Annotated in this window: 14 protein-coding genes; 3 read left to right on the plus strand and 11 right to left on the minus strand. The window is 68.2% G+C overall.

All coding sequences use genetic code 11. From position 1 onward, the window contains the following. Window positions 1-132: 132 nt before the first annotated feature. The 9 genes from CFB52_RS25510 to CFB52_RS25550 all read right to left on the minus strand — a co-directional run bounded on the left by CFB52_RS25510 (window position 133) and on the right by CFB52_RS25550 (window position 9431). On the minus strand, window positions 133-900 hold the full coding sequence (locus tag CFB52_RS25510; RefSeq protein ID WP_060314314.1) for a FadR/GntR family transcriptional regulator: 768 nt from the start codon (window positions 898-900) through the stop codon (window positions 133-135). A gap of 68 nt (window positions 901-968) precedes the next feature. Beyond that, on the minus strand, window positions 969-1859 hold the full coding sequence (locus tag CFB52_RS25515) for an amidohydrolase (RefSeq protein WP_099317941.1): 891 nt from the start codon (window positions 1857-1859) through the stop codon (window positions 969-971). A gap of 67 nt (window positions 1860-1926) precedes the next feature. Then, window positions 1927-2868: an ABC transporter substrate-binding protein gene (locus CFB52_RS25520; RefSeq protein WP_059502372.1), complete on the minus strand. Its 942-nt coding sequence runs from the start codon at window positions 2866-2868 to the stop codon at window positions 1927-1929. A 94-nt stretch (window positions 2869-2962) separates the two neighbouring features. Further along, window positions 2963-4000, minus strand: coding sequence for an ABC transporter permease (locus tag CFB52_RS25525; protein ID WP_059584416.1), 1038 nt, complete (start codon window positions 3998-4000; stop codon window positions 2963-2965). Window positions 4001-4026: 26 nt separating this feature from the next. After that, window positions 4027-5565, minus strand: coding sequence for a sugar ABC transporter ATP-binding protein (locus tag CFB52_RS25530; RefSeq protein WP_099317773.1), 1539 nt, complete (start codon window positions 5563-5565; stop codon window positions 4027-4029). A 12-nt stretch (window positions 5566-5577) separates the two neighbouring features. Further along, window positions 5578-6354: an SDR family oxidoreductase gene (locus tag CFB52_RS25535; protein ID WP_059584413.1), complete on the minus strand. Its 777-nt coding sequence runs from the start codon at window positions 6352-6354 to the stop codon at window positions 5578-5580. Window positions 6355-6443: 89 nt separating this feature from the next. Further along, window positions 6444-7721 carry an L-fuconate dehydratase gene (locus CFB52_RS25540; protein ID WP_059643162.1) on the minus strand — a complete coding sequence of 426 codons (1278 nt, stop codon included), beginning with the start codon at window positions 7719-7721 and terminating at the stop codon, window positions 6444-6446. 23 nt (window positions 7722-7744) lie between these two features. Then, entirely contained in the window at window positions 7745-8587 is an 843-nt protein-coding gene (locus CFB52_RS25545) for an ureidoglycolate lyase (RefSeq protein ID WP_059584409.1), read from the minus strand. A gap of 79 nt (window positions 8588-8666) precedes the next feature. Then, window positions 8667-9431 carry an SDR family oxidoreductase gene (locus CFB52_RS25550; protein WP_059643244.1) on the minus strand — a complete coding sequence of 255 codons (765 nt, stop codon included), beginning with the start codon at window positions 9429-9431 and terminating at the stop codon, window positions 8667-8669. Window positions 9432-10095: 664 nt separating this feature from the next. Here CFB52_RS25550 and CFB52_RS25555 point away from each other — a divergent pair. The 3 genes from CFB52_RS25555 (at window position 10096) to CFB52_RS25565 (ending at window position 12053) form a co-directional block, all read left to right on the plus strand. Next, window positions 10096-10386 carry a DUF3331 domain-containing protein gene (locus tag CFB52_RS25555; RefSeq protein ID WP_006484717.1) on the plus strand — a complete coding sequence of 97 codons (291 nt, stop codon included), beginning with the start codon at window positions 10096-10098 and terminating at the stop codon, window positions 10384-10386. Between the two features lie 166 nt (window positions 10387-10552). Then, complete coding sequence (locus tag CFB52_RS25560) at window positions 10553-11539, plus strand: oxidoreductase (RefSeq protein WP_099317942.1); 987 nt, start codon at window positions 10553-10555, stop codon at window positions 11537-11539. 214 nt (window positions 11540-11753) lie between these two features. Further along, entirely contained in the window at window positions 11754-12053 is a 300-nt protein-coding gene (locus tag CFB52_RS25565) for a DUF4148 domain-containing protein (protein WP_050012329.1), read from the plus strand. Between the two features lie 193 nt (window positions 12054-12246). On the opposite strand, the gene CFB52_RS25570 is transcribed toward CFB52_RS25565, so the two are convergent. Both CFB52_RS25570 and CFB52_RS25575 read right to left on the minus strand, forming a co-directional pair. After that, window positions 12247-13440, minus strand: a complete 1194-nt coding sequence (locus CFB52_RS25570) for a TauD/TfdA family dioxygenase (protein ID WP_059584408.1) — start codon at window positions 13438-13440, stop codon at window positions 12247-12249. 23 nt (window positions 13441-13463) lie between these two features. Continuing rightward, complete coding sequence (locus tag CFB52_RS25575; protein ID WP_099317774.1) at window positions 13464-14420, minus strand: alpha/beta hydrolase; 957 nt, start codon at window positions 14418-14420, stop codon at window positions 13464-13466. Window positions 14421-14446 lie beyond the last annotated feature (26 nt).

Consider the following 14446-nt stretch of genomic DNA (forward strand, 5'->3'; position numbering starts at 1 on the left):
GCGCATCGCTCGCATCGCAGCGTTCGTTCTGTCCCGGCGGCCGATACCCTCGCGCGATGCGCACGCCGCATCGGCACGCGAAAATCCGCATCGCGTCGGCCGCGGCCGACCATGCGGCGAATCGGCTCGCGCTCAGTCGAGCGCACGGCCAAAGATGCGGATCACTTCATCGAGATGCTCGGCCATCGCGCGACGCGCGGCGTCGGGGTCGCGCGCGCGGATCGCGTCGAGGATCGCGCGGTGTTCCAGCTCCGAGCGGTGCGGCATGTCGTTCGGCATGTACAGCGACTGCAGCCGCTGGAACATCGGGTCGTACTTGTGTGCCAGCAGTTGCTTGATCATCAGCGCATACGCGGCGTTGTCGCTCGCTTCCGCGATGCGGATATGGAACAGCCGGTCGCCCGGGTGCGTGAGCGAGCCGCTGCGGTTGTCGTCCTGGTTGCGCAGGAACGCTTCGTGGATACCTTCGATCTGCGCGTCCGAGCCGTGCCGCGCGGCCAGCGAAGCGGCTTCCGGCTCGATCAGCCGGCGCGCCTGCAGCAGCGCGAACGGCGGGATTTCGGTATCGAGATCGAGTGCGATGCCGAGCTCCGGATCGATCTCGACGATCGAGAACGGCGCGACCGTCCCGACCGGTGCCGGCGCGGGTTCGGGCGCGGCCGCCGTTTCAGGAAGGCGCACCTTCACGCCGTCGCCGACGCGCACGCTGACGAGCCCGCTCACCTCGAGCGCGATCAGCGCCTCGCGCACCGACGTGCGCGACACGCCGAACTGTTCGGCGAGCTCGCGCTCGGGCGGCAGATAGCTGCCCGGCGGGAAATCGCCCGACTCGATCATCGCGCTGAGCTTGTCGGCGATCTGCTGGTAGAGGCGGCGGTTCTGAATCGGCTGGATGGACATACGTTGACGCTGGTAATCGGTTTCGTTGCGGACGGCCCGACGCATCGCACAGACCGCTCGCGCCTATTCTATATGCCGCGCTTCACATCGCCCGGCACCGCGTAGCAACGCGCGGCCGTGCCGCCCCACAACGCGCCGCGCTCGGCCGCCGACAGCCGCGATTCGGCCCAGCGCTCGACCAGCGACGCGACCTCGTCATACGACGCCGCGAGCAGGCACACGGGCCAGTCCGATCCGAACATCAGCCGCTGCGGGCCGAATGCGTCGAGCGCCGCGTCGAGGCACTGCTCGATATGCCGGATGTCCTGCGCGCGCAGGCCGCGCCGCCAGTCGGCCTCGGTCACGAGCCCCGACAGCTTGCATGCGACGTGCGGCAGCGCGCCGAGCTCGCGCAGCGACGCGCGCCAGCGTGCGAACGCCGTGTCGTCGCGCCCGAACTCGGCGAGCGCCGGCTTGCCGCAATGATCGAGCACGAGCCAGTGCGCATCGTGCCGCGCGCAGAACGCACGGACCTCCGGCAACTGGCGTTCGAACACGAGCACGTCGTACACGTAGCCGTTCGCCTGCAGCCACGCCACACCGCGGTTGAAGCCGGGATCGGCGACGAACGCGCCGACGTCGGCTTCGTCCTGCACTTGATGACGAAAGCCGCGCAGCTTCGGGCTGCGCCACTCGGCGACGCGGTCGGCCAGCGCCGGCGCACCGAGATCCTCCCAGCCGACCACCGCCGCGACGCGCGCGTCGTCGCGCGCGAGGTCGAGCAGGAACGCCGTCTCGTCGCGCCCGGCGCGCGCCTGCACCGCGATCGACGCGCCGAGCGCCTGCGCATGCAGTTGCGGCCAGAGCATATCGGGCAGGTAGTCGCGCGCGAGCACGCCCATGCCCGGGCCGATCCACGGATAGTCGGCCGCGCGATAACGCCAGAAGTGCTGATGCGAATCGATACGCACTGCGCCCATGATCCCCTCGTGTTCAATCGCCCCGGCGGCGGCGCGCATCGTCGCGATCGCCGCCGGCACGCCACGCTCAGTCGTACAACACCGCCGCGATCTTCGGATCGTCGATATTGGTCTTGTCGTACCAGTAGAAGCCGGTATCGATGACCTTCGGCAGCTTCTCGCCCTTGATCGCCTTCACGGCCGCCTCGACCGTCTTGTAGCCGATCCCGATCGGGTTCTGCGTGATCGCGCCGGCCATCAGCCCGCTGCGGATCGCATCCTTCTGCTGCTTGCCGGAGTCGTAGCCGACGATCACGACCTTGCGCTTCATCTCGCGCACGCCGTTGACCACGCCGATCGCCGAGCCCTCGTTGGTGCCGAACAGCCCCTTGAGCTTCGGATACGCCTGCAGGATCGACTTCGTCACTTCGGTCGATTTCAGCTGATCGCCTTCGCCGTACTGCACGGTCACGACCTGCACCTTCGGGTGCGCGGATTTCATCCGTTCGAGGAAGCCGTCGCGGCGGTCGATGCCGGTGCGGCTCGTCTGGTCGTGCGCGACCACGGCCACCTGCCCTTCGTCGCCGATCAGCGCGGCGAGCTTGTCGGCGGCGAGCGCGGCGGCCGCCTTGTTGTTGGTCGCGGCCGTCGTCACCGGAATGTCGCTGTCCACGCCCGAATCGAACGCGATCACCGGGATCTTCTCGGCCTGCGCCTTCTTCAGCAACGGCAGCGCGGCCTTGCTGTCGAGCGCCGCGAAGCCGAGCGCGGCCGGCTTCTTCGCGATCGCGGCCGACAGCATGTCGATCTGCTTGTCGACCATCGCCTCCGTTTCCGGCCCTTCGAACGTCACCTTCACCTTGTAGTCCTTCGCGGCCTGCGTCGCGCCCGATTTCACGGCCTGCCAGAACTGATGCTGGAAGCCTTTCGAGATCAGCGGGATGTACGTCTCCTGCGCCTGCGCGCCGGCCGTGACGCCGACGGCGAACGTCAGCCCGACGATCGCGTTCAACACCTTGCTCCTGATCACTTCGCGTCTCCTTGGTTGGTATCGACTGAAATGCCGGCCCGGCCGGCGGTGCAGCGCCTGGGTGCCCGTGTTCGTTTCTTCCTGCGCGCGTGCATCAGCGGCGGCGCCGGCGCAGAATGTCCACATAGACGGCGAGGATGATGATCACGCCCGTCACGACCGTCTGCCATTCCTGCGCGACCGACATGATGCGCAGCCCGTTGGTCAGCACGCTCATGATGAACGCGCCGATGATGGTGCCGACGATGCTGCCCGCGCCGCCCGACAGCGACGTGCCGCCGATCACGACGGCCGCGATCGCATCGAGCTCGTAGCCCTGCCCGAGCGCCGGCTGCGCGGAATTGAGCCGCGACGCGATCAGCAGGCCGGCGATCCCGCACACCGCGCCGCTGAACGTGTACACGGCGATCTTCCACGCGTCGACGTTCACGCCGGACAACCGCAGCGCTTCCTCGTTGCTGCCGAGCGCGAACGTGTAGCGGCCGAAGATCGTCCGATTCAGCACGATCGATGCGCCGATCGCGACGAGGAACAGGATCAGCACCGCGTTCGGGATCGGCAGCGCGGGGATCAGGTTGCCGATCAGCGAATCCTGCGCGATCGACGTGAAGCCCGGCGTATCGTTGAAGTAGATCGGCCGCGTGCCCGAGATCACGAGCGACAGCCCCTTGAGCAGCATCATCATGCCGAGCGTCGCGATGAACGGCGGCACCTTCATCTTCGCGATCACGAAGCCCGACACGCAGCCCGACAGCGCGCCGAAGCACAGCGCGGCCAGGATCCCGAGCGGCAGCGGCATCCCCCACTTCGTCAACACGACGCCGGCCATCACCGCGCAGAACGTCATCAGCGTGCCGACCGACAGGTCGATGCCGGACGTGATGATCACATACGTACAGGCGACGGCCAGCACGCCGTTCACGGCGGTGGCCTGCAGGATCGACACGAGGTTGTCGACTTCGAGGAAGTTCGACGACGCGAAGCTGAAGAACGCGATCAGCAGCACGAGGCTCGCGAACGCGAGCAGCTTCTGCCGCGCGGCCGGGTTGAAGAAGCGCGACTTCAGGCTCGATGCGGCGGCCGGCGTGTCGCCGGTGGCCAGGGGCGGAACGGGATGCGTATCGTTGGACATGATCGTTAGGCGTCTGAGCGTCTGATTCAGGACAACACGGTCGACTCGCGCTGCGTCGCGAGCTGCATGATCTTTTCCTGCGTGGCGTCGGCCGCGCGCAATTCGCCGGTCACGCGGCCTTCGCACATCACGAGAATCCGGTGGCTCATGCGCAGCACCTCGGGCAACTCCGACGAGATCATCACGATCGCCTTGCCGTCGGCGGCCAGCGCGTCGAGCAGCTTGTAGATCTCGCTTTTCGCGCCGACGTCGATGCCGCGCGTCGGCTCGTCGAAGAACAGGATGTCGCAGTCGCGCAGCAGCCACTTCGCGATCACGATCTTCTGCTGGTTGCCGCCAGACAGCAGTCGCGCGGGCTGCGCGACCGACGGCGTGCGGATCGCGAGCCGCCGTACGTACGACTGCGCGGCGTCGCGCATCGCGCGCGCATCGAGGAACAGGCCGCGGCGCACGAAGCGGCGCATGCTCGACAGCGCGATGTTGTTCTGCACGTCCATCCCGACCGCGAGCCCGAAGTGCTTGCGATCCTCGGACAGGTAGCCGATGCCATACTTCACCGCATCGGCGGGCGTGCGGATCGTCACGGCCCGGCCGTGCACGCGGATCTCGCCCGCGTCCACCGGATCCGCGCCGAACACCGCGCGCGCGACCTCGGTGCGGCCCGCGCCCATCAGCCCGGCGAAGCCGAGGATCTCGCCGCGCCGCAGCGTGAAGCCGACGTCGCGGATCGCGCGGCCGCGCGACAGCCCGCGCACCTCGAGCGCAATCTCGTTCGCGGACGTATCGGGCGGCGTGCGGCTTTCCGTATCGAGCTGGCGGCCGACCATCATCGAGATGATCGATTCCATCGACGTACCCGCCATCGGCACGGTCGCGACATACTTGCCGTCGCGCATCACGGTCACGCGATCGGCGATCTGGCGCAGCTCGTCCATCTTGTGCGAGATGTACACGATGCCGACCCCGTTCGCGCGCAGGTCGCGGATGATGCGGAACAGTTCGGCGATCTCCGCGTTGTTCAGCGCGGCGGTCGGCTCGTCCATGATCAGCGCGCGCGAGTCGAACGACAGCGCCTTCGCGATCTCGACCATCTGCTGCTTCGCGACCGTCAGCCGGCCGACCGGCGTGCGCGGGTCGAGATCGAGCCGCATCCGCCGGAAGATCGCGGCCGCGTCGCGGTTGAGTTTCTCTTCGTCGACGAACACGCCGAAGCGTCCGCGCGGCTCGCGGCCGATGAAGATGTTCTGCGCGACGCTCAGGTGATTCATCAGGTTCAGCTCCTGATGGATGATGCCGATGCCGAGCGCCTGGGCGGTGCGCGGATCGGCGATCTCCACCGCGCGGCCGTCCATCCGGATCTCGCCTTCGTCCTTCTGGTACACGCCCGCGAGAATCTTCATCAGCGTCGACTTGCCGGCGCCGTTCTCGCCCATCAGCGCATGCACTTCGCCCGCGCGCAGGTCGAAACGGCAATCGTCGAGCGCCTGCACGCCCGGAAAGCGCTTGCCGATGCCGGTCAGCGCGATCAGCGGCGGGGCGGTGTTCGGGTTCAGGTCGGGTTGCATCGCGCGCGGCCCTCAGCTGATCGCACGATCGAGATGCGTATAGCCGCCATCGACGAACAGCCACTGGCCCGTCGTGTGCGATGCGCGCTCCGACAGCAGGAACACGGCCGTGTCGGCAATTTCGTCGGCCGTCGTGAAGCGCCGGCCGAGCGGCACCTTGCCGGCAATCTCCGCGACCTTCGCTTGCGGGTCGTCGAAGCCGGCGATCCAGTTCTGGTAGAGCGGCGTCATCACTTCGGCCGGGATCACCGCGTTCACGCGCACGCCGTCGTCGCGCAACGCGACCGCCCATTCGCGCGTCAGCGCGAGCTGCGCGCCCTTCGACGCGCAATAGCCGCTCGTGTTGCCCTGCCCGGTCACGGCCGTCTTCGACGAGATGTTGACGATCGCGCCGCGCGCCGCCTTCAGGTGCGGCACGCAGTAATGCGCCATCACGTAGTAGTGGATCAGGTTGCGTTCGAGCGATGCGACGAACGCGTCGCGCCCGGCGTCGAGCCCGATGCTGTCGTTGATGCCCGCGTTGTTGACGAGCCCGTCGATGCGGCCGAAGCGCGCGATGGTTTGCGCGACGCCGTCGCGGCACTGCGCGTCGTCCTGCAGTTCGACCGTGACGCACGCGGCGCGCGGCTGTTTCCGCGTGAGTTCGCGCCAGAAGCCGTCGTCCGGTGCGTGGCGCGCGAACACCACCGGTATCGCGCCTTCGGCGGCCAGCCGCATCGAGATCGCGGCGCCGATGCCCGACGCGCCGCCGGTCACGATCACGACCTTGTCTTGCAGATTCAAATCCACTTCGCGTCTCCGTCGTTCATGTTGTCGCCGCGCACGGCGCGCGGGGTGCGCCCGACGCGCACAGCGCGCGCCGTCGTGCGTCGCCCGCGTCAGCCGCGGAACCGGTACTGCTCCAGCGATTCGGGCTTCATCTCGATCGAGAAACCGGGCGCGGTCGGCGGCATGTACGCCGCGTTACGCACCACGCACGGCTCGACGAAATGCTCGTGCAGGTGATCGACGTACTCGGTCACGCGCCCTTCCTTCGTGCCGGAGATGCACACGTAATCGATCATCGACAGATGCTGCACGTATTCGCACAGCCCGACGCCGCCCGCATGCGGGCACACCGGCAGCCCGTATTTCGCGGCCATCAGCATCACCGCGAGAATCTCGTTCACGCCGCCGAGCCGGCACGCATCGATCTGCACGACGTCGATCGCGCCGCGCGCGATGAACTGCTTGAACAGCACGCGGTTCTGGCACATCTCGCCCGTCGCGACCTGCACCGGCGCGATCGCCTCGCGGATCTTGCGATGCCCTTCGACGTCGTCGGGGCTCGTCGGCTCCTCGATGAACCACGGCCGCGCGAACGCGAGCTCGCGCACCCAGTCGATCGCCGCGTCCACTTCCCACACCTGGTTCGCGTCGATCATCAGCTTGCGCTCGGGGCCGATCACCTCGCGCGCGATCGTCACGCGGCGAATGTCGTCCTCGAGGTTCGCGCCGACTTTCAGCTTCACGTAGTCGAAACCCTCGTCCACCGCCTCGCGGCACAGCCGGCGCAGCTTGTCGTCGCTGTAGCCGAGCCAGCCGGCCGACGTCGTGTAGCACGGGTAGCCGTCGCGCTCCAGCGCGGCGATCCGCGCGGCCTTGCCGGGCGCTTGCCGGCGCAGCAGGTCGAGCGCTTCGTCCGGGCGCAGGCAGTCGGTCAGGTAGCGGAAGTCGATCGCCCGCACCAGCTCCTCCGGGCTCATGTCGGCGACGAGCCGCCACAGCGGCTTGCCGGCGGCCTTCGCCCACAAATCCCATACCGCATTGACGACGGCGCCCGTCGCCAGATGGATCGCGCCCTTGTCGGGGCCGATCCAGCGCAACTGGCTATCCGACGTGACGTGCCGCCAGAAGCGGCCCATGTCCTCGCGAATCCAGTCGAGGTCGAGGCCGACGACGAGGTGACGCATCGCATCGATCGCCGCGCAGCAGATTTCGTTGCCGCGGCCGATGGTGAACGTGAGCCCGTGACCTTCGAGCCCGTCGCGGTCGGTTTCGAGCACGACGTAGGCCGCCGAATAATCGGGGTCCGGATTCATCGCGTCGGACCCGTCGAGCTGGCGCGAGGTCGGAAAGCGCACGTCGAGGACGCGCATCGATCGAATGATAGGCATGACGAACCGTCCGTTAAAGGGAATCAGGCCTGCACGGTGCGCTGGCGTTGCTCGCCGAGCCCGTCGATGCCGAGCGTGATCACTTGTCCGGCACGCAGGTAGACGGGCGGCTTCTGCCCGAGGCCGACGCCCGGCGGCGTGCCGGTCGAGATCACGTCGCCCGGCTGCAGGCTCATGAAGCGGCTCAGGTAGCTGATCAGGTACGGCACGCGGAACACCATCGTCGCGGTCGTGCCGTTCTGGTAGCGGTGGCCGTCCACCTCGAGCCACAGCCGCAACGCGTGCGGATCGGGCACTTCGTCGGCCGTCACGAGCCACGGGCCGATGGGGCCGAACGTGTCGTTGCCCTTGCCCTTGTCCCACGTGCCGCCGCGCTCGAGCTGGTATTCGCGCTCCGACACGTCGTTGACGACGCAGTAGCCGGCGACGTGCGACAGCGCATCGGCTTCGTCGATATAGCGGCCGCCCTGGCCGACCACCACGCCGAGCTCGACTTCCCAGTCGGTTTTCTCCGAGCCGCGCGGGATCTCGACGTCGTCGTTCGGGCCCGAGATCGCGCTCGTCCACTTGCCGAACACGACGGGCTCCTTCGGCACCTCCATGCCCGATTCGGCCGCGTGATCCGAGTAGTTGAGCCCGATGCAGATGAACTTGCCGACGCGGCCGACGCACGCGCCGAGCCGCGGCGTGCCGTCGACGCGCGGCAGCGACGACGGGTCGAGATCGCGCAGCCGCGCGAGCGACGCGGGGGTCAGCGCGTCGCCGGCGATATCGTCGATCACGCCGGACAGGTCGCGAATGTGGCCCTGCGCATCCAGCAGGCCCGGCTTTTCATGGTGTTTGTCGCCAAATCTCAGCAGTTTCATGTCGTTGTCTGAACGGAAAGTGAATGGGAAGGCGCGGTCGGGCAGACGCGGTCGGCTAGACGCGGTAGGCCAGACGCGGTCAGTTCGACCAGCCGCCGTCGATCAGGTGAATCGTGCCGGTGGTGAACGACGCTTCGTCGGACGCCAGATACAGCGCGAGCGCGGCCACTTCGTCCGCGGTGCCGATGCGGCCGATCGGCTGGCGCGCGACGAATGCCTGGCGTACCTCGTCGGCGGACACGTGGCGCGTGCGCGCCTGGTCGGCGATGCGCTGCTCGAGCGACGGAGATTCGATCGTGCCCGGGCAGATCGCGTTGCAGCGGATGCCGCGCTCGACGAAATCGGCCGCCACCGCCTTGGTCAGCCCGATCACGGCGGCCTTGGTGGTGCCGTACACGAAGCGGTTCGGCACGCCCTTCACGCTCGACGCGGCCGACGCCATGTTGACGATCGACGCGCCGCCGGCTTCGAGCATCGCGGGCAGCAGCGCGCGGATCAGCCGGTACATCGACGTGACGTTCAGGTTCAGCGAGAACGCCCACGCGTCTTCGTCGCACTCGAGGATCGAGCCGTGGTGCACGTAGCCCGCGCAGTTGAACAGCACGTCGAACGCGCGTTCGCTCGCGGCGAGCGCGGTGATGTCGCTCGCGTCGGTGACGTCGAGCCGCCGCGTGACCAGCCGACCGCCCGCACGCTCGGCGTCGGCCTCGAGCCGCACCAGCGCGGCTTCGTTGACGTCCGTCGCCAGCACGTCGGCGCCCTCGCTCGCGAACCGCAGCGCGGTCGCGCGGCCGATGCCCTGCCCGGCCGCCGTCACCAGCGCGCGTTTGCCCTGCAATCTCATGAGCATGTCTCCGAAAAAGCCGGCCGCCAGTCGGCCGATTGGCACAAAGGACTAAAGGTCCAACCAATCATAGGAAGGGACGGCGTGTTTGTCACGAACTTGGGATTCAGTATTTACCCAGGGCTGCTCAATCCGTCGGGCGCGAGAATTCGGCGGGCGAGCGGCGTTGAAGCACCACCCCGCGGTCCGCTCAAACCCAATACCAGCGGGCCTTCCAGCCGATCACCGGGCAACGCCCGGCGCGGCGGACAACGTAAACTGACAAAAAAGTCATGTTCGCGTCAGGGTGTCAACGGGTGGCGCACGTCATCATGGTGCTGCCGGACCGCGCTTCCGGTACATCGCCCCCCTGCCCGCGCCGGATCCCTGCGGGCACCTCCGTCCCCCGGCGATGTATCCCGTGACTGGGCGAGCAGACACGGCGCGCGGCCCGATTTTCCGCCCCGGACTTTCCGTCCGGGGCTTTTTGTTCATGGTTTTTCAAGAAAATACGCGTGGATTGTTTCTAAATCGGCAAAAGGTAATTCGAGCCGGACAGGATGTTTTTTCCGGTCACAGACGCTTACATTTAGCGCACCACTCATGGAAACCGCTACGGATTCGCCATCGGGTAGTGACATCCACTGCCACGGCCGAAACCGCACGAGCTTTAGGAAACGGCAAAATGAAGGCCTCCAAATCCCTGCCTGCGCTCGATCCCGCCGACGTCCACGTCGAAATTCTGGAACGTTCCGATACGCTGCTCGTCGTGCGCTGGGTCGAACCCGGCCGCTGTCACTACGGCGAACAACGCTGGCGCCGCCGCTTCGCGCAGCGCACCGGTACCTGCGCGTTGTCGCGCCAGGTCATCCACCGCGGCGACGAAGTGTTCCGCCCGGCCGAGCGCCCGGCCCCCGCGAACGCCGCCGCCATGATCTCCGCCGCCGAGGTGCTCGCGCTGGCCGGCAGCAGGTAACGCCTGCCGGCCGTGCGCCGGGCTGGCGGTGCCACGCCATATGCCAGCCCTAGAAGCGCCGGTCTAATTCTCCTGCTTGTCTGCGACGTCCGTCCGCACTATCGTTACATCACTCGATGTAACGATTACGTGTCGCGGCCGACCGGTCGCGCCGATGGAGGCAGACATGCATTCATGGAGCGCGCGCCACGTGCCGGCGCAAGGCGGCAAGGTCGCGGTCGTGACGGGCGCCAACAGCGGCCTCGGCTGGCAGCTCGCGGAGACGCTGGCCGCGAAAGGCGCGACGGTCGTGATGGGCTGCCGCGACGCCGCGCGCGGCGCGCAGGCGGCCGACGCGATCCGCCGGCTTCATCCTCACGCACGCGTCGAAGTCGATCCGCTCGACCTCGCCGATCTCGCGTCGATCGCGCGCTTCGCGGCCGACGTCGGCGAACGCCACGGCCGCGTCGACATCCTGTGCAACAACGCCGGCGTGATGTTCCTGCCGCTGCGGCACACGCGCGACGGCTTCGAGATGCAGTTCGGCACCAACCACCTTGGCCATTTCGCGCTGACTGGCCATCTGCTGCCGGCGCTGGGCGCCGCGCGCCGGCCGCGCGTCGTCACGATGTCGAGCGGCTTCAACCGCGGCGGCCGGATTCGCGTGGACGACCTGCGCGCCGCGCAGCGCTACAACCGTTATCTCGCTTACTGCGACAGCAAGCTCGCGAACCTCGTGTTCGCGATCGAGTTGCAGCGCCGCTTCGAACGCGCGGCGTTCGCCGGCATCAGCGTGGCCGCGCACCCCGGCTACGCGGCGACCAACCTGCAGTTCGCGGGCCCGGCGATGGACCGCTCGCCCGCTCGCGCCGCGCTGATGCGTGCCGCGAACCGTTATCTCGCCCAGCCGGCCGACCAGGGCGCGCTGCCGGCGATTCATGCGGCGACGTCGCCCGATCTGGCCGGCGGCGCGTACATCGGTCCGTCCGGCTGGTTCGAATCGCGCGGGCTGCCGGCGCCGGCGAGCGTGCCGCGCGCGGCGCGCAATGCGGCCTCCGCGGCGTTGCTGTGGGAAGCATCGGAAGCCGCGACGGGTGTGCGCTTTCTCAGCGCCGACGCGCCCGCCGGACGCTCGCAGCGCCGGCCGTTCGACACGGCGGCCGAGGCACGCTGAACCGCGCACCGCCCGCCGCAACATTCTTCATACTTATTGCGCCCACCGAAAAGAAAGCCCGTTGAAAGACTGATTCGACGCCGTACTGTTACCAGCCAGGAAACAATTTATCGTCAAAATCAGCGTTTACCCTGAACACGCCGGTGACTAAGATTTGATCAATCGCTCAAGACATGGTGTCGAAAGCGAACTCAATAAAACACCGGAGGTCACCATGAAATCGCTCGTTTCCGCAGTCGTTGCCGCTGCCGCCCTGTCCGCTTCGTTCGGCGCGTTTGCCCAAAGCACCGTGACGCGCGCTCAAGTGCGCAACGAACTCGTCCAGCTCGAACAAGCCGGCTACAAGCCGGGCGTGTCGAGCCCGTACTACCCGAACGACATCCAGAGCGCCGAAGCGCGCGTGCATGGCGCCGACACCAGCGGCTACGGCGCGCAACCGGCGCCGCTCGTCCACTCGGGCGCACCGGCCGCCGCTTCGTCGAACGCACGCGACTCGATCTTCTTCGGCCAGTAAGCCGAGGCGCCCCGGCGGGCGCCGCGCGTCGCGCGATGAAGTCACGCAGTCCTGACGAGCCCCGTTCGCGGGGCTCGTGTTCTTTGTGAAACGCATACCTCCGCCGCCCGGCAGCGGGTGGCTTCGCCCGGACGCCTCGCGTCCGGGTGCTTTTTCCCCGAAAAGGCGTGCGTGAATGCGCCGTGTGCGCGGGTCAGCGCACCGCGGCCGGCACCGACCGCGACAGCACCCGCCACCGCGACAGCAACTCGTCGCGATCGACGTAGCAGCCCTGCAAGTGCCGGCGGCCCGTCGACGGCTCGAACGCCGTGCGCGCATGCAGCACGCGCCGGTTGTCGAACGCCCACATGTCGCCCGCCCGCAGTCGGCGCTGCACGCGAAAGCGCGGTTCGCGCGCCAGCGCGAGGAACCGCCGGTACGCGCGATAGACGGCCGCCACCGAGCCGGCCGGCGCATCGAGCGGCCCGCGCAGGAAGTTCGCGACACGCACTTCCGTCACGTTGCCGCGCGCATCGCGCCCGATCACCGGCGCCGAACAGCGGTAGTCGCTGTTCGCGCTCTTGTTCCAGAACTCGAACGGCGTCGACGCGAGCCGCTCGAAATCGTCCGGATGTTCGCGCCGCAGCGCATCCGCGAGCGCGAAGCCGTCGAGGAAGATGCTGTCGCCGCCCGTCGCATCGTTCGCAAGGCAATGCAGGAACTGCACGCCCGGCTGCAATTCGCGCGTCGGCAGGTCGGTGTGCGGCGGCAGATTCAGCGACGTATACGCATTGCTGTCCGGGCGCGGCTTCGATTCGACGTCGAACAGCACGCCGAAATTGCTTTCGCGGATCAGGCCGACGCGGCGCGCGATCTCGTCCACGCGGCCGCGCTCGGCCGGCACGCCCTCGACGAGCGTGAGCCCCGTGCGCTGCAATGCGCCGAGCCATGCGAACAACGCGCGGTCGTCATCCATCACGTCGCGCCACGCGAACACACCGATCGCCGTTGCATCGTCGCCGGTCCATACGTGCCGCCCGTGCGCGGCCACGCGCTCGGCGCGCGACGCGTCGTCGTACGCATGCGCACGCAACCATCCCGGCGACCACGCGCTGCGGTGCCCGTCGTTCCATTCCACATGCAGCGCGCCGTCGGTTTCGACGTGCACGGTGAGCGCGGACAGATCGTCGCGCGCATCGGCGATCTCGAACACCTGTTCGCGCGTGATCGCATGCACGCACGCCGAACACGCGCAGTTGTCGCGCAGCCAGTCGAAATGAAATGGCGATCGTCGCGCGTCGCTCCACTCGACGTGCACCGCGCCATCGCCGATCGTCGCCGCCGCGATGGCCGCGTCGGCCGAAAACGTCCGCCAGTCCTCGATACGGTGTTGCGCTGCTGCCTGCATCGTTGCCTCCCGGAAAACGCCCGCTACGCGTATGGTGCGAGCAAGAACCCGCCGACCGTCCGGTGCATCCGTGCGGCCTGCGGGCTCGTCCCGAGCGCGCGCCAGCAGCCGTGCACCAGCCCCTCTCCCATCCAGTAGTGCGCGACGCCGCCGGCCGCGCGAATCCGCTCGACGTACACGCGCGCATCGTCGCGCAGCGGATCATGCTCCGCGCCGATCGCCAGCACCGGCGGCAGCCCGTCGAAGCGAGTGGCTTCGAGCGGCACCGACGCACGCAGCAGCGGATCGCCGTCGCGCAGCACGTCGCGAAGGCTGCCGCTCCAGTACAGCTCACGATAGCGGTGCACGTCGTCGAGCGTCAGCATCGGCGCGTGCGCTTCGGCTTCGCGCGCGGGCGATTGCGGTTCGAAGCCGAGCATCGGATAGACGAGCGCGATGCCGTCCACGCCGCTTTCGCCCGCATCGCGCAGCGCGGTCGCCACCGCCGCCGCGAGCATCCCGCCCGCGCTGTCGCCCGCGAGCGTCAGCGGATGCACGCAGCGCCCGAACGGCCAGCGGGCATCGCGTGCGGCACGCGTGACGGCCAGGCAATCTTCAAGGGCGGCCGGCGCACGGTGTTCGGGCGCCAGCCGATAGTCGACCGCGATCACGTCGAGGCCGGTATCGGCCGCCAGTTGCGCGGTGATCAACGCATGGCTGTCGAGCGAGCCGACGACGAAACCGCCCCCATGAAAAAACAGCACCGTGCCGCGCGGCGCGCCGTGCACGGACGTATAGCGCCGCAGCGCGATCGTGCGGCCGTCCGGCGCGTGCCACTCGGCGTTCTGCTGCACGATGCCGGCCGGCAGCGCGGCCGGCGTCCATTCGGCCGCGAAGCGGTCGTAGAGGCGGCGCTGCTCGCCGGCCGAGCGCGCCGCCGCATCGGCCGGATACCACGCGTCGACGGCCGCGACGAACGCCGCGATTTCCGGTTCGAGCATCGTGTGCGCTCCGCGGCGGAAGTTGA

The organism is Burkholderia sp. AU18528, from assembly GCF_002223215.2.
GTDB lineage: Bacteria > Pseudomonadota > Gammaproteobacteria > Burkholderiales > Burkholderiaceae > Burkholderia > Burkholderia semiarida.